The organism is Burkholderia sp. 28_3, assembly GCF_003253915.1.
GTDB lineage: Bacteria > Pseudomonadota > Gammaproteobacteria > Burkholderiales > Burkholderiaceae > Burkholderia > Burkholderia cenocepacia.
Genome location: NZ_QKZF01000005.1, coordinates 362,648 through 387,685 on the forward strand (window position 1 = coordinate 362,648; position 25,038 = coordinate 387,685).

Sequence of the window (25,038 nt, forward strand, 5' to 3'; positions counted from 1 at the left end):
TTGGCAGGGAGGGCAGGGCGCGGGTCAACCGAGCGCGGCGGCGGTCGCGACAGTTTCGGGCTCGGCTTCGGTCGGCAATGCCGCATAGCCGGAATCGAGCTCCTTCAGGCGGCCGTCGGCGAGCGAAAAGATCCAGCCGTGCACGAGCGGCGGCCGTTCGCGACCGCGCACGATCGGCGACGCGCGCAGCAGCCGCACCTGTTCGAGCACGTTCAGCTCGGCGAGGCGGTCGGCGGCGGCCATGTCGTCGAGCCCGTCGAGCGTGTCCCGATGGCGCCGCGCGAGCGCGCAGAGCGGTGCAATGCGGCGCGCGACGTGCGGCAGGTCGGCGGGCGGCGGCAGCAGCGATGCGCGCACGCCGCCGCATCCGTAGTGGCCGCACACGATCACGTGATCGACCTTCAGCACCCGCACCGCGTACTCGAGCACGCTGGCGGAATTGTCGTCATCGGGATGGAACAGGTTCGCGATGTTGCGATGGACGAACAGCTCGCCGGGCGCGCAGTGCGTGATGGTTTCCGCCGGCACGCGGCTGTCGGCGCAGCCGATCCACAGGACGCGCGGGTTCTGGCCGCGCGCGAGCGCGTCGAAGAAGCCGGGCGTGTGTTCGCGCGTCTCGCGGGCCCAGGCAATGTTGGCAACCAGCATGCTCTTGGGGCGATTCATGAGGACTCCTTTGTGATAAAGGCAAATAAATATCGGCCGAAATGGCGCAAGCGCATTCTTTCTAAATTGAAAGGTTGAATTTCGACTGATATTAGGGGTATGCCCTAGCACTCCGGGTGAACTGAAACAAATTGTTTCAAATTGATTGGGCATAGTGCATTGCATGCACCAGCGCGACGCATGACATGCACGGCCCATGCCTGTATGCGCGCAGGGGCCCGCATGACGGGGCGTTCAGCGGCTTGCCATCGGAATGTCAGGAATCGGAAAAGATTTCCGTCTTGTTCTTCGAATTAAATAAGACGACGGAAAAAATGAAATGGCCATTCACGCAATAATTCGTAAATGGCCATTGCGACAATTGCGCTTGAATGTGCAATCGGTCAGAACAGGGTGCGGCGATCGGGATCGTGCAGCGGGTCCGGCGTTTTCTGCGTGGTGCGCAGGATGCCCTGCGGATCGAAGTAGAAGCTGTACATCATGTACCAGACGTTGTCCTCGAGATACCGGTACGTCCACACCTCGCGTTTCATCAGCGGGAAGTAGGACGTCTCGACCGGGCGTCCGAAATTGACGAGGACGTCGGTCTTCGTCCACTTGCCGATCTCCGCGCGATAGAACTCGCTCGGCTGCAGCACCTGACGCACGTTGACGATCCGGTGGGCCGCATCGACGTCGGCCGCGACCGTGATCTCGCCCATTGGCTGGGTCGGCCACATCAGGCGCTTGCCGCCACCGGGCAGGTCGTAGATCTCGCGCGGCGGGCCCATGCGTGCGACGATCGCCGACTCGTCCTGGCCGGCCTGGTATTGCTGCCACGGTTGCGCGCAACCGGCCAGCAGCGCGGTAGCGCAGACGGCCAGCACCGGCACGCGCGCGGGAATGCGAATGCGCATCGGATTCTCCAGAACACGGAAACAAGTCCCGTTTTATCACGGACGGCGCGCGACGGCGCATCGCATGCGAAAAATCGGTGCGGATCGCAGCTGTCGCGCTTGCGGGCGGCGGTCGCGGCGGCCTATGATCCGCGCTTCTCGGACAGATTGAAGGGCAGGTGGCCGATGCAGGGTTGGAAGCGGTGCGCGCTCGCGTGGAGCGCGGGGTGGATGCTGGCGTCGTCCGCGTTTGCCGGTGGCGAGCCGGTGCGGATCGCGCTGATCGAAGGGATGTCGGGCCCGTTCGCGAACGCGGGGGCGGCGGTCGAGCGCAACCTGCGCTTCGGCGTCGAGCAGGTCAACGCGGCGGGCGGCGTGAAGCTGCGCGATGGCGCGCATCCGCTCGAACTCGTCGTGCTCGACAGCAAGGGCAGCCCGGAGGAGGCGCTCGTGCAGTTGCGCGCGGCGGCCGACCGCCATATCGGCTTCGTCGCGCAGGGCAACAGCTCGGCCGTCGCGGCCGCGCTCGTCGCGGCGCTCGACAAGCTGAACGCGCGCAATCCGGACAGCCGGATGCTGTTCCTGAACTATTCGGCCGACGATCCGGCGCTGACCGGCGCGCGCTGCAGTTTCTGGCATTTCCGCTTCGATGCGCATGCCGGCATGCGGATGGCCGCGCTCGCGGACGTGATGGCGCGCGATCGCGCGCTGCGCAAGGTCTATCTGCTGAACCAGGACTACAGCTTCGGCCACGACGTCAGCACCCTCGCACGGCAGGCGCTGGCCGCGCGGCGCCCGGACGTGACGATCGCGGGCGACGAATTCCACCCGATCGGCCGGATCAAGGATTTCTCGCCGTATATCGCGAAGATCCGCGCCAGCGGCGCGGACGCCGTCGTGACCGGCAACTGGGGCAACGACCTCACGCTGCTCGTGAAGGCGGCGCGCGAACAGGGGCTCGACGCGAAGTTCTATACGTTTTATGGCAACAGCCTCGGCGCGCCGGCGGCCCTGGGCGACGCGGGCGTCGGCCGCGTGGTGGCCGTGGCCGACTGGCATCCGAACGCGGGCGGGGCCAAATCCGACGCATTCTACCGCGCGTTCCGGACCCGTTTCCCGGCCGCGCAGGACGACTATCCGGTGCGGCGGATGAGCCAGATGATCGAGATGCTGGCCGCCGCGATGACCCGCGCGGGGTCGGCTGACCCGGTCGCGGTCGCGCGTGCGCTCGAAGGCCTGTCGTTCGACGACGGCTTCCACGCGTCGCGGATGCGCGCGCAGGATCACCAGCTGATCCAGCCCCTTTACGTGATGGACATGGACAAGGTCGGCGCGCCGGGCGTGCGCTTCGACAACGAAGGGTCGGGCTACGGCTTCCGGACGGTGCTCGCGGTGCCGGCGCAGCGCACGGAGATGCCGTCGACGTGTTCGATGACGCGTCCGTGACGGGAGGCGGTAAGAACGGCATCGAGTTGTGCTACAATGCGCGCCGGTTGTAAGTCACGGCACGGCCATTCTTCCGTGTCCGCCTGTTCAGTTAGAAAGGAAATCACATGTCTGTTGCAGATATCAAGAAGTCGGAAGTCGTTGCTCAGTTCGCCCGCGGTACCAACGACACGGGGTCGCCCGAAGTCCAGGTCGCACTGCTGACCGCACGTATCGTCGAACTGACGGGTCACTTCAAGACCCACGCGAAGGATCACCACAGCCGCCGCGGCCTGCTGCGCATGGTGAGCCGCCGCCGCAAGCTGCTCGACTACCTCAAGGGCAAGGATGCCGACCGTTACCGCGCACTGATCGAGAAGCTGGGTCTGCGTAAGTAATCGAGGCGATTGCCGCCAGCAAGATGCCTGTGTCAGTCCGCTGATACAGGCATTTTGTTTTTGCGCGGTGCGTAGCGTCACACGCATCGCAGGCTGTCCGGCACGTTCGTGCCGGCCTGCCGCAACGATCGATACCGGGGCGGGATTTGTGTCATTCCAGCGCGTCGCTGCCTGAGCGCCGCGCTGGAATGGCATAAAAAACACACCTTGCTCCGGGTGATTCGGTCGGGACGCCGCCGCGCGGGATCGCCGGCGCGGCGAATGAAATGCATGAATACAAAGGAGCAACCATGTCCATGTTCAACAAGGTCGTGAAGGAATTCCAGTGGGGCCAGCACAAGGTGCGCCTCGAAACCGGTGAAGTCGCTCGCCAGGCGAGCGGCGCCGTGATCGTCGACGTCGAAGACACCGTCGTGCTCGCGACCGTCGTGGGCGCGAAGTCGGCGAAGCCGGGTCAGGACTTCTTCCCGCTGACCGTCGACTACCTCGAGAAGACCTATTCGGCCGGCAAGATCCCGGGCGGCTTCTTCCGCCGCGAAGGCCGTCCGTCGGAGCACGAGACGCTGACGTCGCGCCTGATCGACCGTCCGCTGCGCCCGCTGTTCCCGGAAGGCTTCTACAACGAAGTCCAGGTCGTGATCCACGTGCTGTCCGTGAACCCGGAAATCCCGGCGGACATCCCCGCGCTGATCGGCGCATCGGCTGCGCTCGCCGTGTCGGGCCTGCCGTTCAACGGCCCGGTCGGCGCCGCACGCGTCGCGTACATCGACAACGCGTACGTGCTGAACCCGACGCGTGACCAGATCAAGGCATCGAGCCTCGACCTCGTCGTCGCGGGTACCGAGCGCGCCGTGCTGATGGTCGAATCGGAAGCCGACCAACTGTCGGAAGACGTGATGCTGGGCGCGGTGGTGTTCGGCCACGAGCAGATGCAGATCGCGATCGACGCGATCCACGAACTGGTGCGCGACGGCGGCAAGCCCGAGTGGGACTGGCAGCCGGCGCCGAAGAACGAGGCGCTGATCGCACGCGTGACCGAGCTGGCGCAGAACGATCTGCTCGCCGCTTACCAGCTGCGCGACAAGCAGGCACGTTCGGCGAAGCTGAAGGAAGTCTACGCGGCGACCTCGGCGAAGCTCGAGGAAGACGCGCTGGCGGCCGGCACGGTCGCGGCCGACAAGGCCACCGTCGGCAATATCCTGTTCGACATCGAAGCGAAGATCGTCCGCTCGCAGATCCTGAACGGCGAGCCGCGCATCGACGGCCGCGACACGCGCACCGTGCGCCCGATCGAAATCCGCACCGGCGTGCTGCCGCGTACCCACGGCTCGGCGCTGTTCACGCGCGGCGAGACGCAGGCGCTGGTCGTCGCGACGCTCGGCACGAAGGGTGACGAGCAGATCATCGACGCGCTCGAAGGCGAATACCGCGAGCGCTTCATGCTTCACTACAACATGCCCCCGTTCGCGACCGGCGAAACGGGCCGCGTCGGTTCGCCGAAGCGCCGCGAAATCGGCCACGGCCGGCTGGCCAAGCGCGCGCTGGTCAAGTGCCTGCCGAGCGCCGACGAATTCGGCTACTCGATCCGCGTCGTGTCGGAAATCACCGAATCGAACGGTTCGTCGTCGATGGCATCGGTGTGCGGCGGCTGCCTCGCGCTGATGGACGCCGGCGTGCCGATGAAGGCGCACGTCGCGGGTATCGCGATGGGCCTGATTCTCGAAGGCAACAAGTTCGCGGTGCTGACCGACATCCTCGGCGACGAAGACCACCTCGGCGACATGGACTTCAAGGTGGCCGGCACCGAGCAAGGCGTGACGGCGCTGCAGATGGACATCAAGATCCAGGGCATCACGAAGGAAATCATGCAGGTCGCGCTCGCGCAGGCGAAGGAAGGCCGCATGCACATCCTCGGCAAGATGACCTCGGCGGTGTCGGGTGCGAACACGCAACTGTCGGAATTCGCGCCGCGCATGATCACCATCAAGATCAATCCGGAAAAGATCCGCGACGTGATCGGCAAGGGCGGTTCGGTGATCCGCGCGCTGACGGAAGAAACGGGCACGACCATCGACATCTCGGACGACGGCGTCGTGACGATCGCGAGCACGAGCAGCGACGGCATGGCCGAAGCGAAGAAGCGCATCGAGCAGATCACGGCCGAGATCGAAGTCGGCCAGGTGTACGAAGGCACGGTGCTCAAGCTGCTCGATTTCGGCGCGATCGTGAACCTGCTGCCGGGCAAGGACGGCCTGCTGCACATCTCGGAAATCGTCAACGAGCGCGTGAAGGACATCAACGACTACCTGAAGGAAGGTCAGCAGGTGAAGGTCAAGGTGATCCAGACGGACGAGAAGGGTCGCGTGCGTCTGTCGGCCAAGGCGCTGCTGAATGAAGCAGCGGCTGCAGCGCAGTCGGATACGCCGCCGCAGCAGTAAGCGGACAGGCGGATCAACGGCCGGCAGTGCGAAAGCGTGCCGGCCGTTTTTTCTGTAGCATCGTTGTGCGGCGCAGCAGCGCCGGCGAGGCGTCCACGCCGTGCGCGCGGCCGTGCCATCCGATTCCGATCCTGGAGCGATTTTCACCATGAAAGCCATCGAAATCACCGAATTCGGCGCCCCCGACGTGCTGAAGCTCGCGGAGCGTCCGCGCCCCGAACCGAAGCGCGGCGAGGTGCTGATCAAGGTGGCGGCTTCCGGCGTGAACCGGCCCGACGTGTTCCAGCGCAAGGGCGCCTATGCGCCGCCGCCGGGTGCGTCGGATCTGCCGGGCCTCGAGGTCGCGGGCGAGATCGTCGGCGGCGATCTGTCCGATGCGGTGCTGAACCCGTTCGGCCTGAAGCTCGGCGACCGCGTGTGCGCGTTGCTCGCGGGCGGCGGCTATGCCGAATATGCGGTCGCGCCGCTGCCGCAGTGCCTGCCGGTGCCGGGCGGCCTCACCGATATCGAGGCCGCGTCGCTGCCCGAAACGTTTTTCACCGTGTGGAGCAACGTGTTCGACCGTGCGCAGCTCGGCGCGGGCGAGGGCGGCGAGCACGAGACGCTGCTCGTGCAGGGCGGCTCCAGCGGCATCGGCGTGACGGCGATCCAGATCGCGCATGCGCTCGGTTTTCGCGTGTTCGCGACGGCCGGCACCGCCGACAAGTGCCGTGCGTGCGAGGCGCTCGGCGCCGAGCGCGCGATCAACTACAAGACCGAAGACTTCGTCGAAGTCGTGAAGTCGCTGACGCACGATCGCGGCGTCGACGTGATCCTCGACATGGTGGCGGGCTCGTACGTGCCGCGCGAGCTGTCCGCGCTCGCGGACGGCGGCCGTCTCGTGCTGATCGCGCTGCTTGGCGGCGCGAAGGCCGACGTCAACCTCGGCGAGATCCTGCGCCGCCGGCTGACGATCACCGGTTCGACGCTGCGCCCGCGCCCGGTCGAATTCAAGGCCCATATCGCCGCGCAACTGAAGGCGCGCGTATGGCCGCTGCTCGCCGACGGCCGCATCAAGCCGGTGATCTATCGCGTACTGCCCGCCGCGGACGCCGCGCAGGCGCATGCGCTGATGGAAAGCAGCGAGCATACCGGCAAGATCGTGCTCGATTGGGGGTCGAACGCCTGACGCCCCGTGCGGCGGGCTTGACATGCGCGGTTTGACCGGTTCAAGCCCCGCGCAGTAAAATCGCGGGTTTGCTTCGCCAGATCCAACCTGACGGCCGGGTTCCGGCACGTTAATGACAAGATAGTGACGAGACGGACACGATGTCGAAACAACGAACAAAGCGAGTGATCGGCAACTGGAAGATGCACGGCCGGCTGGCCGGCAACCAGGCGCTGCTGAACGAAGTGGTGCAGGGTGCGGGCGCGGTGGCGGCTGAAACGTCGATCGGCGTGTGCGTGCCGTTCCCGTATCTCGCGCAGGTTCAGGCGCAACTCGGCGGTGGCCGTGTCGCGTTCGGTGCGCAGGACGTGTCCGCGCACGAGCAAGGCGCGTTCACCGGCGAAGTGGCGGCCGCGATGGTGGCGGAGTTCGGCGCGCGGTACGCGATCGTCGGCCATTCGGAGCGTCGCGCGTATCACGGCGAAAGCAGCGAGACGGTCGCGGCGAAGACGCAGCGCGCGCTCGCGGCGGGCCTCACGCCGGTCGTGTGCGTCGGCGAGACGCTCGACGAGCGCGAGTCGGGTGCGACCGAGCAGGTCGTCGGTGCGCAGCTCGACGCGGTGCTGGCCGTGCTGACGGCTGACGAGGCCGCGCGCATCGTCGTCGCGTACGAGCCGGTCTGGGCGATCGGCACGGGCAAGAGCGCGACGTCGGCGCAGGCGCAGGACGTGCACGCGTTCCTGCGCACGCGTCTTGCGGCAAAGGGTGCGGCGGACGTGTCCGTGCTGTACGGCGGCAGCGTGAAGCCGGACAACGCGGAAGAGCTGTTCGCGCAGCCGGACATCGACGGCGGCCTGATCGGCGGCGCGTCGCTGAAGGCGGAAGATTTCCTGGCGATCTGCCGGGCCGCGCGTTGAGCGGTCCGAGATCGAATTGAACCATGACGGCGGCCGGTCGGTCCGGTCGCCCGATCCAATCGGGTGGGTGTGATGCTGTTATTCAAGACGCTGATTATTGTGGTGCAGGTGCTGTCTGCGCTCGGTGTGATTGGGCTCGTGCTGCTGCAGCACGGCAAGGGGGCCGACATGGGCGCCGCGTTCGGCAGCGGCGCGTCGGGCAGCCTGTTCGGTGCGACGGGCTCGGCGAACTTCCTGTCGCGTACGACGGGCATTCTCGCGACGATCTTCTTCGTCGCGACGCTCGCGCTGACGTACCTCGGTTCGTACAAGTCGACGCCGTCGGCGGGCGTGCTCGGCACGGCCGTGACCGCGCCGGCATCGGCACCTGCAGCGTCGGCACCGGCCGTCGCGGCGTCCGCTGCCGCCGGTTCGGCCGCAAGCGCGCCGGGCCAGGATGTCCCGAAATAAAAAGTTAAATTTTTTGCGTTTGTGCGTTGAACAAATCTGGAACTCGGGTTAGAATTTAATTCTTGAAGCGATTCGCGGGAAACGAGCAGCACAACCCGAGTTGCATGCAGTGCCGACGTGGTGAAATTGGTAGACACGCTATCTTGAGGGGGTAGTGGCGAAAGCTGTGCGAGTTCGAGTCTCGCCGTCGGCACCAAAGTTACTCAATGCCAGCCGCTTCTAGTGGCTGGCATTTTTCATTTCTGGGGTGTGCTTGCGGTTGTCTTGCGATCGCCTGTACTCCGAAATGATTCCTTCCGCCGGAAGTGGTATTCTCCGGACGCTCAGAACCAACCGATAGAGGATTGCCTTGAACCTCGCAGCCTATTACCCCGTCTTGTTGTTCCTCCTCGTGGGCACTGGTTTAGGTATAGCGCTGGTCAGCATCGGCAAGCTCCTTGGTCCCAACAAGCCGGACGTCGAGAAGAACGCACCGTACGAGTGCGGCTTCGAAGCCTTTGAAGACGCCCGGATGAAATTCGACGTTCGGTATTACCTCGTCGCCATCCTGTTCATCATCTTCGATCTCGAAACCGCATTCCTGTTTCCGTGGGGCGTCGCGCTCCGGGACATCGGTTGGCCGGGTTTCATCGCAATGATGATTTTTCTGCTCGAATTCCTGCTGGGCTTTGCCTATATCTGGAAGAAAGGCGGCCTCGACTGGGAGTGATGGGTTAATCGCCGGTTTGCATGGGCGGCCACGCTCGGTCGCTCGTCTGGAGTGGAAAGCAAATGAGTATCGAAGGGGTCTTGAAGGAAGGGTTTGTCACCACGACGGCTGACAAGCTGATCAACTGGACGCGTACCGGCTCGCTGTGGCCGATGACGTTCGGGCTCGCGTGTTGCGCCGTCGAGATGATGCATGCGGGCGCGGCCCGTTACGATCTGGACCGGTTCGGCGTCGTGTTCCGCCCGAGCCCGCGTCAGTCGGACGTGATGATCGTGGCCGGCACGCTGTGCAACAAGATGGCGCCCGCGCTGCGCCGCGTGTACGACCAGATGGCCGAGCCGCGCTGGGTGATCTCGATGGGGTCGTGCGCAAACGGCGGTGGTTACTACCACTACTCGTACTCGGTGGTCCGCGGCTGCGACCGGATCGTGCCGGTCGACGTCTACGTGCCGGGCTGTCCGCCCACGGCCGAGGCGCTGGTCTACGGCGTGATCCAGCTTCAGGCGAAGATCCGCCGCACCAATACCATCGCCCGTCAATAAAGCCCCGAGCGTCCCCTCAATATGGCAAGCAAAATCGAGACCCTCAAGGCAAACCTCGAAGCCGCGCTCGGCGCGCGCGTGGTGAGCCTCACCGAAGCGATCGGTGAACTGACGCTCGTCGTGAAGGCGAGCGATTACCTCGAAGTCGCAAAGACGCTGCGCGACGATCCGAAGCTCCGTTTCGAGCAACTGATCGACCTGTGCGGCGTCGACTACCAGACCTTCGGCGACGGTGTCTACGACGGCCCGCGCTTCGCGGCCGTGTCGCACCTGCTGTCGGTCACGAACAACTGGCGCCTGCGCCTGCGCGCATTCGCGCCGGACGACGATCTGCCGATCGTGGCGTCGCTGGTCGACATCTGGACCTCGGCGAACTGGTACGAGCGCGAAGCATTCGACCTGTACGGCATCGTGTTCGAAGGCCACCCCGACCTGCGCCGCATCCTCACCGACTACGGCTTCATCGGTCACCCGTTCCGCAAGGACTTCCCGGTGTCGGGCTACGTCGAAATGCGTTACGACCCGGAAGAGAAGCGGGTCGTGTACCAGCCGGTGACGATCGAGCCGCGCGAAATCACGCCGCGCGTGATCCGCGAGGATCGCTATGGCGGTCTGAAACATTAAGGGGGCGTCATGGCAGAAATCAAGAACTACACGCTCAACTTCGGCCCGCAGCACCCGGCAGCGCACGGCGTGCTGCGCCTCGTGCTCGAGCTCGACGGCGAAGTCATCCAGCGTGCCGATCCGCACATCGGCCTGCTGCACCGCGCGACGGAAAAGCTCGCGGAATCCAAGACCTTCATCCAGTCCGTGCCGTACATGGACCGTCTCGACTACGTGTCGATGATGGTCAACGAGCACGGCTACGTGCTCGCGATCGAAAAGCTGCTCGGCATCGAAGTGCCGGAGCGCGCGCAGTACATCCGCGTGCTGTTCGACGAAATCACGCGCGTGCTGAACCACCTGATGTGGATCGGCGCGCACGCACTCGACGTCGGCGCGATGGCCGTGTTCCTGTACGCGTTCCGCGAGCGCGAAGACCTGATGGACGTGTACGAAGCGGTGTCCGGCGCCCGGATGCACGCGGCCTACTATCGTCCGGGCGGCGTCTACCGCGATCTGCCTGACGCAATGCCGCAATACAAGGCGTCGAAGATTCGCAACGAGAAGGCGCTCGCGAAGATGAACGAAGCGCGCAGTGGTTCGGTGCTCGACTTCATCGACGATTTCTTCACGCGCTTCCCGAAGTGCGTCGACGAATACGAAACGCTGCTGACCGACAACCGGATCTGGAAACAGCGTCTGGTCGGGATCGGCGTGGTGAGCCCGGAACGTGCGCTGCAGATGGGCCTGACGGGCCCGATGCTGCGCGGCTCGGGCATCGCGTGGGACCTGCGCAAGAAGCAGCCCTACGAAGTGTACGATCGGATGGATTTCGACGTGCCGGTCGGCGTGAACGGCGATTGCTACGACCGCTATCTGGTGCGCGTCGAAGAAATGCGCCAGTCGATCCGCATCGCGAAACAGTGTATTGAGTGGCTCCGCAAGAATCCGGGCCCGGTGATGACGGACAATCACAAGGTTGCCCCGCCGTCGCGCGTCGGCATGAAGACCAACATGGAAGACTTGATTCACCACTTCAAGCTCTTCACCGAAGGTTTCCATGTGCCGGAAGGCGAAGCGTACGCGGCGGTCGAGCATCCGAAGGGTGAATTCGGCATCTACCTCGTGTCGGACGGCGCCAACAAGCCGTATCGCCTCAAGATTCGCGCACCGGGTTTCGCGCACCTGGCGTCGCTCGACGAAATGGCGCGCGGTCACATGATCGCCGACGCCGTCACGATCATCGGTACGCAGGACATCGTGTTCGGCGAAATCGATCGCTAATGGTTGCGCCGCCCGCGAGCGCGGGCGGCGAGCAGTAAGTCACACGCGATGCGCGCTGAACCGGCGCGGCTTCGCAAGCTGTCAACAGAGTGAGCGCCAGGTCTGCCGTCCATGCACCCCAGTGTGCGGCAGGTTGTTCGTTCGGTAGGAATTGAAAGAGTCGTGTCTGAAAATGATCTCAGCTGAAGGCCTGAAGGAAATCGATCGAGCGTTGACGAAGTATCCCGCCGATCAGAAACAGTCCGCCGTGATGTCGGCGTTGGCCGTGGCTCAAGAAGAGCACGGCTGGCTGTCGCCCGAACTGATGCAGTTCGTTGCGGACTATCTCGGCATGCCGGCCGTTGCCGTGCAGGAAGTCGCGACGTTCTACACGATGTACGAGCTCAAACCGGTCGGCAAGCACAAGATCACGCTCTGCACGAACCTGCCGTGCCAGCTCGGCCCGCACGGCGGCGCGGAAGCGACTGCCGACTACCTGAAACAGAAGCTGGGCATCGGCTTCGGCGAGACCACGCCCGACGGCAAGTTCACGCTGAAGGAAGGCGAATGCATGGGCTCGTGCGGCGATGCGCCGGTGCTGCTGGTGAACAATCACAGAATGTGCAGCTTCATGAGCCGCGAGAAGATCGACCAGCTGCTTGAGGAGCTCTCGAAATGACGTCCCTCCACGACCGTCACATCAAACCGCTGATCCTCGCTGGTCTGAACGGCGAGAACTGGCACCTCGAAGACTACGTTGCGCGCGGCGGCTACAAGCAGCTGCGCCGCATTCTCGAAGAAAAGATTCCGCCCGAGCAGGTGATCGCCGACGTGAAGGCGTCGGGCCTGCGCGGTCGCGGCGGTGCGGGCTTCCCGACCGGCCTGAAGTGGAGCTTCATGCCGCGCCAGTTCCCGGGGCAGAAGTACCTCGTCTGCAACTCGGACGAAGGCGAGCCGGGCACGTTCAAGGATCGCGACATCCTGCGCTGGAACCCGCATGCGCTGATCGAAGGCATGGCCATCGGCGCGTACGCGATGGGCATCACCGTCGGCTACAACTACATCCACGGCGAAATCTTCGAAGTGTATCGACGCTTCGAAGCCGCGCTCGATGAGGCACGCGCCGCCGGGTTCCTCGGCGACAACATCATGGGCTCGGAATTCTCGTTCCAGCTGCACGCGCACCACGGTTACGGCGCGTACATCTGCGGCGAGGAAACGGCGCTGCTCGAGTCGCTCGAAGGCAAGAAGGGCCAGCCGCGCTTCAAGCCGCCGTTCCCGGCGAGCTTCGGCGTGTACGGCAAGCCGACCACGATCAACAACACCGAGACGTTCGCCGCGGTGCCGTTCCTGCTGTCCATCGGGCCGCAGAATTACCTCGAGATCGGCAAACCGAACAACGGCGGCACGAAGATTTTCTCGGTGTCGGGCGACGTCGAGCGCCCGGGCAACTACGAGGTGCCGCTCGGCACGCCGTTCGCGACGCTGATGGAGCTCGCCGGCGGGATGCGCGGCGGCAAGAAGATCAAGGCCGTGATTCCGGGCGGTTCGTCGGCGCCGGTGATCCCGGGCGACATCATGATGCAGACCGATCTCGACTACGACTCGATCGCGAAGGCGGGCTCGATGCTCGGTTCCGGCGCGGTGATCGTGATGGACGAGACGCGCTGCATGGTGCGCTCGCTGCTGCGCCTGTCGTACTTCTACTACGAGGAATCGTGCGGTCAGTGCACGCCGTGCCGTGAAGGCACCGGCTGGCTGTATCGCGTCGTGAACCGTATCGAGCACGGCGAAGGCCGCCAGGAAGATCTGGACCTGCTGAACTCGGTGGCCGAGAACATCATGGGCCGCACGATCTGTGCGCTCGGCGATGCGGCGGCGATGCCGGTACGCGGGATGCTGAAGCACTACTGGGACGAATTCGCGTACCACGTCGAGCACAAGCACTGCATGGTCGGCGGCCACGCGCACGCGGCGGCAGCCTGAAGCGCACCCGGTTGCGGAATTTGAGCGCACGGTCGGGCGAAGGCGCGAACGGGCGGAAATAGGTTAAGGACCATTCACCATCATGGTTGAACTTGAAATAGACGGCAAGAAGGTCGAGGTGCCCGAAGGCAGCATGGTGATCCAGGCTGCGCACAAGGCGGATACGTACATTCCTCACTTCTGCTATCACAAGAAACTGTCGGTTGCGGCCAACTGCCGGATGTGTCTCGTTGAAGTCGAGAAGATGCCGAAGGCCGTGCCTGCCTGCGCGACCCCCGTGTCGGCCGGCATGATCGTCCGCACGCAGTCCGACAAGGCTGTGAAGGCGCAGCAGTCGGTGATGGAATTCCTGCTCATCAATCACCCGCTCGATTGCCCGATCTGCGATCAGGGCGGCGAATGCCAGCTGCAGGATCTGGCGGTCGGCTACGGCAAGTCGTCGTCGCGCTACTCGGAAGAAAAGCGCGTGGTGTTCCACAAGAACGTGGGCCCGCTGATCTCGATGGAAGAAATGTCGCGCTGCATCCACTGCACGCGCTGCGTCCGCTTCGGCCAGGAAATCGCCGGCGTGATGGAGTTCGGCATGCTGGGCCGCGGCGAGCATTCGGAAATCACGACGTTCGTCGGCAAGACGGTCGACTCCGAAATGTCGGGCAACATGATCGACCTGTGCCCGGTCGGCGCGCTGACCAGCAAGCCGTTCCGCTACAGCGCCCGTACCTGGGAACTGTCGCGTCGCAAGTCGGTGAGCCCGCACGATTCCGTCGGCGCGAACCTCGTCGTGCAGGTGAAGAACAACCGCGTGATGCGCGTGCTGCCGTTCGAGAACGAAGCGATCAACGAATGCTGGATCTCGGACAAGGACCGCTTCTCGTATGAAGGCCTCAACAGTGAAGAGCGCCTGACGAAGCCGATGCTGAAGCAGGGCGGCCAGTGGATCGAGACCGACTGGCAGACCGCGCTCGAATACGTCGCGAAGGGCCTGAAGGGCATCGCCGCGGATCACGGCGCGAACGCGCTGGCGATGCTCGCGAGCGCGCACAGCACGGCCGAAGAGCTGTTCCTCGTGAAGCAGCTCGCCAACGAACTGAAAACGCCGAACGTCGACTTCCGTCTGCGTCAGCAGGATTTCTCGGCACCGGTCCAGGGCGCGCCGTGGCTCGGCATGCCGATCGCCGATCTGTCGAACGTGGACGCCGCGTTCGTCGTCGGGTCGTTCCTGCGCCGCGACCACCCGCTGTTCGCATCGCGCCTGCGTCAGGCTGCGAAGAACGGCGCGAAGCTGCACTTCCTGCACGCGACCGGTGACGATTCGCTGATCCCGACCGCGCAACGCATCGTCGCCGCGCCGTCCGCATGGCTCGACGAGCTGGCCGGCATCGCCGCGGCCGTCGCGCAACTGCGCGGCGTCGCGCTGCCCGACGCGCTCGCGGGCGTCACGGCATCGCCGGCCGCCCAGGCTGTCGCGCAGTCGCTCGCGAACGGCGAACGCCGCGCGGTGCTGCTCGGCAACGTCGCGGTCCGTCATCCGCAATTCGCGAAGCTGCACGCCGTCGCCCAGTGGATCGCCGACAACACCGGCGCCACGTTCGGCTTCCTGACGGAAGCGGCGAACACGGTCGGCGCGCACGTGGTCGGCGCACTGCCGGGCGAAGGCGGCCTGAACGCACGCGAAGCGTTCGCGCAGCCGCGCAAGGGCTACGTGCTGCTGAACGTCGAACCGGAATTCGATACGGCCGACCCGGCGCAGGCACTGGCCGCGCTGAACCAGGCGGAGATGGTCGTCGTGATGTCGCCGTTCAAGCACGGCCTCGACTACGCCGACGTGCTGCTGCCGGTCGCGCCGTTCACGGAAACGGCCGGTACGTTCGTCAACGCGGAAGGCACCGTGCAGAGCTTCAACGGCGTCGTGCGCCCGCTCGGCGACACGCGTCCGGCGTGGAAGGTGCTGCGCGTGCTCGGCAGCCTGCTCGGCCTGCCGAACTTCGAATACGAGACCGCGGAAGAAGTGCGTGTCGCCGCGCTCGGCGACGCCGGCGTCGCGGGTCGCCTGTCGAACCAGACGTCGGTCGCGCCGGCCCGTGCCGCGGCGAATGCCGCGAACGGCGGTTTCGAGCGCCTGGCCGATGTGCCGATCTATCACGCCGACGCACTCGTGCGCCGCGCGGGTGCGCTGCACCTGACGGCCGCCGCGAAGGCGGCGAACGTCGCAGCCCTGCCGGCCGCGCTGTTCGACAAGCTGGGCTTGAAGGAAGGCGACGCGGTGCGCGTGCGCCAGGGCGAGCGTGCGGTGCAGTTGCCGGCCGTGCGCGACGCGAATCTTGCGGAGACGGTCGTTCGCGTGTCGGCGGCGACGCCTGCCGGCGCAGCGCTCGGCAGCCTGTCCGGTGAACTGGTGGTGGAGAAGGCGTAAATGAGCTTGTTCGATACGATCAACGCGGGCGGGGCCCAGCTTCTCGGCTTCGCGTGGCCGACGGTGTGGGCAGTCGTGCGCATCCTCGTCGTCTCCGTCGTCATCCTGCTGTGCGTCGCGTACCTGATTCTGTGGGAACGCAAGCTGATCGGCTGGATGCACGTACGTCTCGGCCCGAACCGCGTCGGCCCCGGCGGCCTGCTGCAGCCGATCGCCGACGTGCTGAAGCTGCTGCTGAAGGAAGTCATCCAGCCGACCGCCGCCAGCCGCTGGCTGTACCTGATCGCGCCGATCATGACCGTCGTGCCGGCGTTCGCCGTGTGGGCGGTGATCCCGTTCCAGGCCGAAGCCGTGCTCGCGAACGTGAACGCGGGCCTGCTGTACGCGATGGCGATCTCGTCGATCGGCGTGTACGCGGTGATTCTCGCCGGCTGGGCGTCGAACTCGAAGTACGCGTTCCTCGGTGCGATGCGCGCCGCGGCACAGATGGTGTCGTACGAAATCTCGATGGGCTTCGCGCTGGTGCTGGTGCTGATGACGGCCGGCAGCCTGAACCTGTCGGAAATCGTCGGCTCGCAACAGCACGGCTTCTTCGCCGGCCACGGCGTGAACTTCCTGTCGTGGAACTGGCTGCCGCTGCTGCCGGCGTTCGTCGTCTACTTCATCTCGGGCATCGCCGAAACGAACCGTCACCCGTTCGACGTGGTGGAAGGGGAGTCGGAGATCGTCGCGGGTCACATGATCGATTACTCGGGTATGGCGTTCGCGCTGTTCTTCCTCGCCGAGTACATCAACATGATCGTGATCTCGGCGCTGGCTGCGACGCTGTTCCTCGGCGGCTGGGACGCCCCGTTCGAATTCCTGTCGTTCATCCCGGGCATCTTCTGGCTGGTGCTGAAGGTCTTCGCACTGCTGTCGGTGTTCATCTGGGTGCGTGCGACGTTCCCGCGCTTCCGTTACGACCAGATCATGCGTCTGGGCTGGAAGGTGTTCCTGCCGGTCACGGTGATCTGGGTGGTCGTGGTCGGCTGCTGGATGATGTCGCCGCTGAACATCTGGGTGAAGTAAGGACGAAATCATGACGGCTATCCAACACTTCTTTAAGACTTTCTTCCTGACCGAGCTGCTGAAGGGGCTCGCGCTGACCGGTCGTTACACGTTCAAGCGCAAGTTCACCGTGCAGTTCCCGGAAGAGAAGACCCCGATTTCGCCGCGTTTCCGCGGGCTGCACGCGCTGCGCCGCTATGAGAACGGCGAAGAGCGCTGCATCGCGTGCAAGCTGTGCGAGGCCGTGTGCCCCGCGCTGGCGATCACGATCGAATCGGAAACGCGCGCGGACAACACGCGCCGCACGACGCGCTACGACATCGACCTGACGAAGTGCATCTTCTGCGGTTTCTGCGAAGAGAGCTGCCCGGTCGATTCGATCGTCGAGACGCAGATTCTCGAGTACCACGGCGAAAAGCGCGGCGACCTGTATTTCACGAAGGATATGCTGCTCGCGGTGGGCGACCGCTACGAGAAGGACATCGCCGCGGCGAAGGCTGCCGACGCGCCGTATCGTTGATTGTGTTTGCAGTGCCGGCCCGGCATGAACGGGCCGAGCCGCCGCGACGGGTGCGGGCGTCCCGCAAGCCGCGCCTGACTATGGCCTAACGATGAACCGGTAATCATGGAATTCACGACCGTACTGTTCTACATCTTCGCGCTGCTCCTGGTGGTATCAGGGCTGAAGGTGATCACTTCGCGCAACCCGGTGGCGTCTGCGCTTTTCCTTGTGCTGGCGTTCTTCAACGCCGCCGCGATCTGGATGCTGCTGGAGGCGGAGTTCCTCGCGATCCTGCTGGTGCTGGTCTACGTGGGCGCGGTGATGGTGCTGTTCCTGTTCGTCGTGATGATGCTGGACATCAACATCGACTACCTGCGCCGCGATTTCAAGCGCTTCGTACCGATGGCCACCGTGGTCGGCGCGATCATCGTGATCGAAACCGCGCTGATCCTGTGGCGCGGTTACGGCGACACGCACACCGTGCATGCGATGGCGACGGGCGAGATGGCCAACTGGTCGAACACGCGCCTGATCGGCAAGGTGATCTACACCGACTACATCTTCGCGTTCGAAATCGCCGGCCTCGTGCTGCTGGTCGCGATCATCGCCGCGATCGGGCTGACCGAGCGCAAGGGCAAGGACAGCAAGCGCCAGCGTGTGTCGGATCAGGTCAAGGTGCGCCGCAACGACCGCGTGCGCCTCGTGAAGATGGAAGCGGACAAGCCGCAGCCGGAAGCGGCGCAAAGCGAAGCCGGTTCGGGCACCAACGGCTAAGCGGAGGAAAAGAAAACCATGCTGACTCTTGCTCACTACCTTGTGCTCGGCGCGATCCTGTTCGCGATCGCGATCGTCGGGATTTTCCTGAACCGCCGCAACGTCATCATCATCCTGATGTCGATCGAACTGATGCTGCTGGCGGTGAACACCAACTTCGTCGCGTTCTCGCACTACCTGGGTGACGTGCACGGCCAGATCTTCGTGTTCTTCGTGCTGACCGTCGCCGCAGCGGAAGCCGCGATCGGTCTCGCGATTCTGGTGACCCTGTTCCGTAAGCTCGACACGATCAATGTCGAGGATCTCGATCAGCTCAAAGGTTAATTTCAGGCAACGCTGTTATGTCAACGACACTCAATGAAAACCTGCTGCTGGCGATTCCGCTCGCTCCGCTGGCCGGCTCGCTGATTGCGGGGCTGTTCGGGAACGCAGTCGGGCGCAAGGGCGCACACCGGATCACGATCCTCGGCGTATTGATCGCGTTCCTCCTGTCGGCGAAAGTCTTCTTCGACGTGATGGGCGGTGCGAGCTTCAACGCGACCGTCTACGAATGGATGAACGTCGGCTCGCTGAAGCTCGAAGTCGGCTTCCTCGTCGATTCGCTGACCGCGATGATGATGGTCGTCGTGACCTTCGTCTCGCTGATGGTGCACGTGTACACGATCGGCTACATGGCGGAAGAGGACGGCTACCAGCGCTTCTTCTCGTACATCTCGCTGTTCACGTTCTCGATGCTGATGCTCGTGATGAGCAACAACTTCCTGCAGCTGTTCTTCGGCTGGGAAGCAGTGGGTCTGGTGTCGTACCTGCTGATCGGCTTCTACTTCACGCGTGAGAGCGCGATCTACGCGAACATGAAGGCGTTCCTCGTGAACCGCGTGGGCGACTTCGGCTTCCTGCTCGGCATCGGCCTGCTGCTCGCGTTCGCCGGCTCGATGAACTACGGCGAAGTGTTCGCGAAGCGCGCGGAACTCGCGAGCCTGCACTTCCCGGGCACCGACTGGGGCCTGCTGACCGTTGCCTGTATCTGCCTGTTCATCGGCGCGATGGGTAAGTCGGCGCAGTTCCCGCTGCACGTGTGGCTGCCGGACTCGATGGAAGGCCCGACCCCGATCTCGGCGCTGATTCACGCGGCGACGATGGTCACGGCCGGCATCTTCATGGTCTCGCGCATGTCGCCGCTGTTCGAGCTGTCGGATACCGCGCTGTCCTTCATCACGGTGATCGGCGCGATCACGGCGCTCTTCATGGGCTTCCTCGGCATCGTCCAGAACGACATCAAGCGCGTGGTCGCGTACTCGACGCTGTCGCAGCTCGGCTACATGACCGTCGCGCTCGGCGTGTCCGCTTACCCGGTCGCCGTGTTCCACCTGATGACGCACGCGTTCTTCAAGGCGCTGCTGTTCCTCGGCGCCGGCTCGGTGATCATGGGCATGCACCACGACCAGGACATGCGCAACATGGGCGGCCTGCGCAAGTACATGCCGATCACGTGGATCACGTCGCTCGTCGGCTCGCTCGCGCTGATCGGTACGCCGTTTTTCTCGGGCTTCTACTCGAAGGACTCGATCATCGACGCGGTGAAGCTGTCGCACCTGCCGGGTTCGGGCTTCGCGTACTTCGCGGTCGTCGCGAGCGTGTTCGTCACGGCGCTGTACTCGTTCCGCATGTACTTCCTGGTGTTCCACGGCGAAGAGCGCTTCCGCAAGCCGAAGCATCCGGAATCGCCGATGGGCATGGCGGCCGCGCACGGCCACGACGACCACGGCCATGGCCACGGTCATGACGACCACGCGCATGAGCCGCACGAGACCCCGTGGGTCGTGTGGGTGCCGCTGGTCCTCCTGGCGATCCCGTCGGTGATCATCGGCGCGATCGCGATCAGCCCGATGCTGTTCGGCGATTTCTTCCAGCACGGCGTCGCATTCGACAAGGTGATCTTCATCGGCGAAAACCATCCGGCGCTGGCCGAGATGGCCGAAGAGTTCCACGGCTGGGTCGGCATGGGCCTGCACTCGGTGTCGGGCCTGCCGGTGTGGCTGGCGCTCGCCGGTGTCGTCGTCGCGTGGTTCCTGTACCTGAAGCGTCCGGAGCTGCCGGCGTCGATCCGCCGCGCGTTCGGCCCGATCTACACGCTGCTGGACAACAAGTACTACATGGACAAGATCAACGAAGTGGTGTTCGCCCGCGGTTCGGTGGCGATCGGCCGCGGCCTGTGGAAGGAGGGCGACGTCGTCGTGATCGACGGCCTCGTCAACGGCAGCGCCCGGTTCATCGGCTGGTTCGCCGGCGTGATCCGCTTCCTCCAATCCGGTTACATCTATCACTACGCGTTCGCCATGATCATCGGCATGCTGGGGCTCCTGACCCTGTTTGTAACGCTCGGCGGCAAATAAGGCGGGGGGACAACTAATGCACGCTTTTCCGATTCTCAGTACCGCGATCTGGCTGCCGATCGTTTTCGGCCTCCTCGTGCTTGCGGTAGGTAACGACAAAAATCCGGGGACGGCCCGCTGGGTTGCGCTGATCGGTGCGCTGCTCGGCCTCGCGGTCACGATCCCGCTGATCACGGGCTTCGACTCGAGCACGGCTGCGCTGCAGTTCGTCGAGAAGTCGACCTGGATCGAACGCTTCGACATTGCGTATCACCTCGGCGTCGACGGTATCTCGATGTGGTTCGTCGTGCTGACCGCGCTGATCACCGTGATCGTCGTGATCGCCGCGTGGGAAGTGATCACCGAGAACGTCGCACAGTACCTCGCGGCGTTCCTGATCCTGTCCGGGATCATGATCGGCGTGTTCTCGGCGGCCGACGGCCTGCTGTTCTACGTGTTCTTCGAGGCGACCCTGATCCCGATGTACATCATCATCGGCGTGTGGGGCGGCCCGAACCGCGTGTATGCGGCGTTCAAGTTCTTCCTGTACACGCTGGCCGGCTCGCTGCTGATGCTGGTCGCGCTGATCTACCTGTACACGGAAACGCACTCGTTCGACCTCGCGACGTGGCAGAACGCGAAGATCGCGATGACGCCACAGATCCTGCTGTTCATTGCGTTCTTCCTCGCGTTCGCGGTGAAGGTGCCGATGTGGCCGGTGCACACGTGGCTGCCGGACGCGCACGTGGAAGCGCCGACGGGCGGCTCGGTCGTGCTGGCTGCGATCATGCTGAAGCTCGGCGCGTACGGTTTCCTGCGCTTCTCGCTGCCGATCACGCCTGACGCGAGCCACTTCCTGGCACCCGTCGTGATCACGCTGTCGCTGATCGCGGTGATCTACATCGGCCTCGTCGCGATGGTGCAGGCCGACATGAAGAAGCTGGTCGCGTATTCGTCGATCGCGCACATGGGCTTCGTCACGCTCGGCTTCTTCATCTTCAACCAGCTCGGCGTCGAAGGCGCGATCATCCAGATGATCTCGCACGGCTTCGTGTCGGGCGCGATGTTCCTCTGCATCGGCGTGCTGTACGACCGCGTGCACTCGCGCCAGATCGCCGATTACGGTGGCGTCGTCAACGTGATGCCGAAGTTCGCGGCATTCGCGATGCTGTTCTCGATGGCCAACTGCGGCCTGCCGGGTACGTCGGGTTTCGTCGGCGAGTTCATGGTGATTCTCGCGGCCGTCCAGTACAACTTCTGGATCGCATTCGGCGCGGCATTCACGCTGATCCTCGGCGCGGCCTACACGCTGTGGATGTACAAGCGCGTGTATTTCGGCGCGGTCGCGAACGATCACGTCGCCAAGCTGAAGGACATCGGCCGTCGCGAATTCCTGATGCTGGCCGTGCTCGCCGCGTTCACGCTGCTGATGGGCCTGTATCCGAAGCCTTTCACCGACGTGATGCACGTTTCCGTCGAAAACCTCCTCTCCCACGTCGCGCAGTCGAAGCTGCCGCTGGCCCAGTAATCGCGAGCGGAGGAAATCAAGATCATGAACGCTCCTATGAATGTCCTGTTGCCTGACGCGCTGGTGATGGCCGCCATCGTCGTCGCATGGCTGAACGACACCTTTACCGGTGCTTCCGGCCGCCGCCTGACCTATCTGATCGCGGTCGTCTCGTCGGTCGTCGCCGGCGTGTGGTTCGCGGTCCAGGCGCTCGACCCGCACCAGTACTACTTCTTCTCGAAGATGGTCGTCGTCGACTCGTTCGCGAGCATGATGAAGGCGGTCGTGTCGTTCGGTTTCGCGGTCTCGCTCGTCTATTCGCGCAAGTACCTCGAAGACCGCGACATGTTCCGCGGCGACGTGTTCCTGCTCGGCATGTTCTCGCTGCTCGGTCAGCTGGTCATGGTGTCGGGCAACAACTTCCTGACGCTGTACCTCGGTCTCGAACTGATGTCGCTGTCGCTGTATGCGGTCATCGCGCTGCGTCGCGATGCCGCGCAGTCGAGCGAAGCCGCGATGAAGTACTACGTGCTGGGCGCGCTCGCGTCGGGCTTCGTGCTGTACGGCATCTCGATGCTCTACGGCGCGACCGGCTCGCTCGAGCTCGGCGAAGTGTACAAGGCGGTCGGCGGCAACACCGACGCGGCCGTGCTGATGTTCGGCGTGATCTTCATCGTCGCCGGTATCGCGTTCAAGCTCGGCGCCGTACCGTTCCACATGTGGGTGCCGGACGTCTACCAGGGCGCACCGACCGCGATGACGCTGTTCGTCGGCGGCGGCCCGAAGGTTGCCGCGTTCGCGTGGGGCCTGCGCTTCCTGGTGATGGGCCTGCTGCCGCTCGCGCAGAACTGGCAGACCGCGCTCGTGATCCTGGCCGCGCTGTCGCTGATCGTCGGTAACATCACCGGTATCGTCCAGCGCAACATCAAGCGGATGCTCGCGTACTCGGCGATCTCGAACATGGGCTTCGTGCTGCTCGGCCTGCTCGCGGGCATCGTGAAGGGCGACGCGGCGGCACCGGCGAACGCCTACAGCTCGGCGATGTTCTACGCGATCGTCTACCTGATCACGACGCTCGGCTCGTTCGGCGTGGTGATGCTGCTCGCGCGCCGCGATTTCGAAGCGGAAACGATCGACGACTTCAAGGGCCTCAACAAGCGCAGCCCGGTGTTCGCGTTCGTGATGATGGTCATGATGTTCTCGCTGGCCGGCATCCCGCCGACCGTCGGCTTCTACGCGAAGCTGGCCGTGCTCGAGGCGACCGTCAACGCGGGCCTCACGTGGCTGGCCGTGCTGGCCGTGATCACGTCGTTGTTCGGCGCGTTCTACTACCTGCGCATCGTGAAGCTGATGTACTTCGATGCGCCGCAGGATTCGACGCCGATCTCGGGCGACTTCTGCAAGCGCACGATCCTCGTGCTGAACGGCCTGGCGGTCGTCGTGCTCGGCCTGATCCCGAGCCCGCTGCTGACCGCCTGCCTGCAGGCAATCCGTCACACGCTGCCGCTGTAATGTCGGCAGCCGGCTGGTTCATCGTGCTGTTGGCGCTCGTCTGCGCCAACCTGCCGTTCCTGAACCAACGCCTCTTCGCCGTCGTGCCGTTCGGCGCGACGAAGAAGAACGCGTGGGTGCGGATCGGCGAGCTGATCGTGCTGTACTTCATCGTCGGCGCGCTCGGCTTCTGGCTCGAGTCGCGCGCCGGCAACCGCTTCGAACAGGGCTGGCAGTTTTACGCGATCACGTTCAGTCTGTTCGTCGTGTTCGCGTTTCCCGGCTTCACGTTCCAGTATCTCGTCAAACGACGCTGACGGCTTCGGCCGTCCGTCGTGCTCATCCAGGAGCCGCCGATGGCCGAACTACCCAATCACGACGCCGCACTGACCGAAACCTGCCTCGAGAGCGAGGCAATCTTCGACGGCGCGTTCCTCAAGCTCAAGCGCGATACCGTCCGTCTGCCGGACGGCAAGAAGGCCACGCGCGAGTACGTGCAGCACCCGGGCGCGGTGATGGTGATCCCGCTGTTCGACGACGGCCGCGTATTGATGGAAAGCCAGTATCGCTATCCGATCGGCAAGGTGATGGCCGAATTCCCGGCCGGCAAGCTCGACCCGAACGAAGGCGCGCTCGCGTGCGCGGTGCGCGAACTGCGCGAGGAAACCGGCTACACGGCACGCGAATACGTGTTCCTCGCCCGCATTCACCCGATCATTTCCTATTCGACCGAATTCATCGACCTGTACCTCGCGCGCGGGCTGACGGCCGGCGAGCGCAAGCTCGACGAAGGCGAATTCCTCGAAACCTTCACCGCGACGCTGGCCGACCTGCAGGAATGGGTGCGCACGGGCCAGATCTCCGACGTGAAGACGATCATCGGCACGATGTGGCTCGACAAGGTGCTGTCCGGCACGTGGCCGCTCGGCCCGGTCGTCACGCCCTGAGTGCAGCGTCAGCGGCGAGCGGGGCACCGCGTTACAATCTGGTGACGCGGCGCACCCGTGCCGCGCGATCGGGATTTAGCACGATCGTTCACAAAATCGTTTTTTGCGCTACACTCGTCACACGCCCTGATTCAGCATGAAGGTCCTCGATTTACAGTGTCCGCACGGTCATCGGTTCGAAGGCTGGTTCGCTTCCGCCGATGAATTCGAAGCGCAGTTGTCCCGCAAGCTGGTCGAATGTCCGGTGTGCGGGACGACCGAGGTCAACCGTCTGCCGTCGGCGCCGCGCCTGAATCTGTCGGGGGCGACGCAGGCCCGGCCGGCCGATCCGCGTGCGCTGCAGGCGCAGGTGATGCGCGCGCTGCGCGAGGTGCTGGAGAAGACCGAGAACGTGGGCGAGCGCTTCGCCGAGGAAGCGCGGCGCATCCATTACAACGAGGCGCCCGCACGCAGCATTCGTGGCGTCACGACGCCGGAAGACGCGCAATCCTTGGTCGAAGAAGGCATCGACGTGATGCCGCTGCCGATTCCTGCCGCGCTGAAAGAACCGCTGCAATGACGTA

Annotated in this window: 25 protein-coding genes and 1 tRNA gene; 24 read left to right on the top strand and 2 right to left on the bottom strand. The window is 64.4% G+C overall.

Translation table 11 applies throughout. The annotated features are described in order from the left end of the window. Window positions 1–24 precede the first annotated feature (24 nt). Window positions 25–666: a carbonic anhydrase gene (locus DFS13_RS14715; RefSeq protein WP_111441846.1), complete on the bottom strand. Its 642-nt coding sequence runs from the start codon at window positions 664–666 to the stop codon at window positions 25–27. A 383-nt stretch (window positions 667–1,049) separates the two neighbouring features. Continuing rightward, complete coding sequence (locus DFS13_RS14720; RefSeq protein ID WP_111441847.1) at window positions 1,050–1,562, bottom strand: hypothetical protein; 513 nt, start codon at window positions 1,560–1,562, stop codon at window positions 1,050–1,052. 165 nt (window positions 1,563–1,727) lie between these two features. Here DFS13_RS14720 and DFS13_RS14725 point away from each other — a divergent pair, with 165 nt between their 5' ends. From DFS13_RS14725 to DFS13_RS14845, 24 genes are all read left to right on the top strand, one after another. Next, the gene (locus DFS13_RS14725) at window positions 1,728–2,987 is read left to right on the top strand and encodes a branched-chain amino acid ABC transporter substrate-binding protein (RefSeq protein ID WP_043205563.1); all 1,260 of its coding nucleotides are present in this window, start codon (window positions 1,728–1,730) and stop codon (window positions 2,985–2,987) included. A 107-nt stretch (window positions 2,988–3,094) separates the two neighbouring features. Beyond that, window positions 3,095–3,364, top strand: a complete 270-nt coding sequence (rpsO, locus tag DFS13_RS14730) for a 30S ribosomal protein S15 (protein WP_006398792.1) — start codon at window positions 3,095–3,097, stop codon at window positions 3,362–3,364. A 290-nt stretch (window positions 3,365–3,654) separates the two neighbouring features. Next, window positions 3,655–5,802: a polyribonucleotide nucleotidyltransferase gene (gene pnp, locus DFS13_RS14740; RefSeq protein ID WP_034178497.1), complete on the top strand. Its 2,148-nt coding sequence runs from the start codon at window positions 3,655–3,657 to the stop codon at window positions 5,800–5,802. 148 nt (window positions 5,803–5,950) lie between these two features. Then, on the top strand, window positions 5,951–6,970 hold the full coding sequence (locus DFS13_RS14745) for an NAD(P)H-quinone oxidoreductase (protein WP_111441848.1): 1,020 nt from the start codon (window positions 5,951–5,953) through the stop codon (window positions 6,968–6,970). Window positions 6,971–7,110: 140 nt separating this feature from the next. Beyond that, window positions 7,111–7,866 (top strand): triose-phosphate isomerase, encoded by a 756-nt coding sequence (gene tpiA / locus DFS13_RS14750; RefSeq protein ID WP_006484882.1) that lies wholly within the window; start codon window positions 7,111–7,113, stop codon window positions 7,864–7,866. A gap of 72 nt (window positions 7,867–7,938) precedes the next feature. Continuing rightward, window positions 7,939–8,316 carry a preprotein translocase subunit SecG gene (gene secG, locus DFS13_RS14755; RefSeq protein WP_034201508.1) on the top strand — a complete coding sequence of 126 codons (378 nt, stop codon included), beginning with the start codon at window positions 7,939–7,941 and terminating at the stop codon, window positions 8,314–8,316. Between the two features lie 111 nt (window positions 8,317–8,427). Continuing rightward, window positions 8,428–8,512 (top strand) — tRNA-Leu (locus tag DFS13_RS14760). Between the two features lie 153 nt (window positions 8,513–8,665). Next, on the top strand, window positions 8,666–9,025 hold the full coding sequence (locus tag DFS13_RS14765; RefSeq protein WP_006398798.1) for an NADH-quinone oxidoreductase subunit A: 360 nt from the start codon (window positions 8,666–8,668) through the stop codon (window positions 9,023–9,025). Between the two features lie 62 nt (window positions 9,026–9,087). Continuing rightward, complete coding sequence (locus DFS13_RS14770) at window positions 9,088–9,567, top strand: NADH-quinone oxidoreductase subunit B family protein (protein WP_006398799.1); 480 nt, start codon at window positions 9,088–9,090, stop codon at window positions 9,565–9,567. A 21-nt stretch (window positions 9,568–9,588) separates the two neighbouring features. Beyond that, entirely contained in the window at window positions 9,589–10,191 is a 603-nt protein-coding gene (locus tag DFS13_RS14775; RefSeq protein ID WP_111441849.1) for an NADH-quinone oxidoreductase subunit C, read from the top strand. A gap of 9 nt (window positions 10,192–10,200) precedes the next feature. Further along, window positions 10,201–11,454 carry an NADH-quinone oxidoreductase subunit D gene (locus DFS13_RS14780; protein WP_006478265.1) on the top strand — a complete coding sequence of 418 codons (1,254 nt, stop codon included), beginning with the start codon at window positions 10,201–10,203 and terminating at the stop codon, window positions 11,452–11,454. A gap of 172 nt (window positions 11,455–11,626) precedes the next feature. After that, complete coding sequence (gene nuoE / locus DFS13_RS14785; RefSeq protein ID WP_006478266.1) at window positions 11,627–12,112, top strand: NADH-quinone oxidoreductase subunit NuoE; 486 nt, start codon at window positions 11,627–11,629, stop codon at window positions 12,110–12,112. Further along, window positions 12,109–13,419 carry an NADH-quinone oxidoreductase subunit NuoF gene (gene nuoF, locus DFS13_RS14790; protein WP_006478267.1) on the top strand — a complete coding sequence of 437 codons (1,311 nt, stop codon included), beginning with the start codon at window positions 12,109–12,111 and terminating at the stop codon, window positions 13,417–13,419. Before nuoE ends, nuoF begins: the two co-directional genes overlap by 4 nt. 82 nt (window positions 13,420–13,501) lie before the next feature. Next, the gene (nuoG, locus tag DFS13_RS14795; protein WP_006497003.1) at window positions 13,502–15,832 is read left to right on the top strand and encodes an NADH-quinone oxidoreductase subunit NuoG; all 2,331 of its coding nucleotides are present in this window, start codon (window positions 13,502–13,504) and stop codon (window positions 15,830–15,832) included. Beyond that, complete coding sequence (gene nuoH / locus DFS13_RS14800) at window positions 15,833–16,900, top strand: NADH-quinone oxidoreductase subunit NuoH (RefSeq protein WP_006484885.1); 1,068 nt, start codon at window positions 15,833–15,835, stop codon at window positions 16,898–16,900. 10 nt (window positions 16,901–16,910) lie between these two features. Continuing rightward, on the top strand, window positions 16,911–17,399 hold the full coding sequence (gene nuoI, locus DFS13_RS14805; RefSeq protein ID WP_006484869.1) for an NADH-quinone oxidoreductase subunit NuoI: 489 nt from the start codon (window positions 16,911–16,913) through the stop codon (window positions 17,397–17,399). A 105-nt stretch (window positions 17,400–17,504) separates the two neighbouring features. Then, window positions 17,505–18,155, top strand: coding sequence for an NADH-quinone oxidoreductase subunit J (locus DFS13_RS14810; RefSeq protein WP_006484877.1), 651 nt, complete (start codon window positions 17,505–17,507; stop codon window positions 18,153–18,155). A gap of 18 nt (window positions 18,156–18,173) precedes the next feature. Further along, window positions 18,174–18,479 carry an NADH-quinone oxidoreductase subunit NuoK gene (gene nuoK / locus DFS13_RS14815; RefSeq protein ID WP_006478272.1) on the top strand — a complete coding sequence of 102 codons (306 nt, stop codon included), beginning with the start codon at window positions 18,174–18,176 and terminating at the stop codon, window positions 18,477–18,479. 17 nt (window positions 18,480–18,496) lie between these two features. Then, complete coding sequence (nuoL, locus tag DFS13_RS14820) at window positions 18,497–20,551, top strand: NADH-quinone oxidoreductase subunit L (protein WP_006478273.1); 2,055 nt, start codon at window positions 18,497–18,499, stop codon at window positions 20,549–20,551. Window positions 20,552–20,567: 16 nt separating this feature from the next. After that, window positions 20,568–22,058, top strand: a complete 1,491-nt coding sequence (locus DFS13_RS14825; RefSeq protein WP_006484881.1) for an NADH-quinone oxidoreductase subunit M — start codon at window positions 20,568–20,570, stop codon at window positions 22,056–22,058. Window positions 22,059–22,094: 36 nt separating this feature from the next. Then, entirely contained in the window at window positions 22,095–23,549 is a 1,455-nt protein-coding gene (gene nuoN, locus DFS13_RS14830; RefSeq protein ID WP_171983970.1) for an NADH-quinone oxidoreductase subunit NuoN, read from the top strand. Then, window positions 23,549–23,845, top strand: coding sequence for a DUF2818 family protein (locus DFS13_RS14835; protein WP_006484867.1), 297 nt, complete (start codon window positions 23,549–23,551; stop codon window positions 23,843–23,845). Before nuoN ends, DFS13_RS14835 begins: the two co-directional genes overlap by 1 nt. 39 nt (window positions 23,846–23,884) lie before the next feature. Next, the gene (locus DFS13_RS14840) at window positions 23,885–24,475 is read left to right on the top strand and encodes an NUDIX domain-containing protein (protein ID WP_006484889.1); all 591 of its coding nucleotides are present in this window, start codon (window positions 23,885–23,887) and stop codon (window positions 24,473–24,475) included. A 136-nt stretch (window positions 24,476–24,611) separates the two neighbouring features. Next, window positions 24,612–25,034 (top strand): DUF1178 family protein, encoded by a 423-nt coding sequence (locus DFS13_RS14845; RefSeq protein WP_006484892.1) that lies wholly within the window; start codon window positions 24,612–24,614, stop codon window positions 25,032–25,034. Window positions 25,035–25,038: the final 4 nt, after the last annotated feature.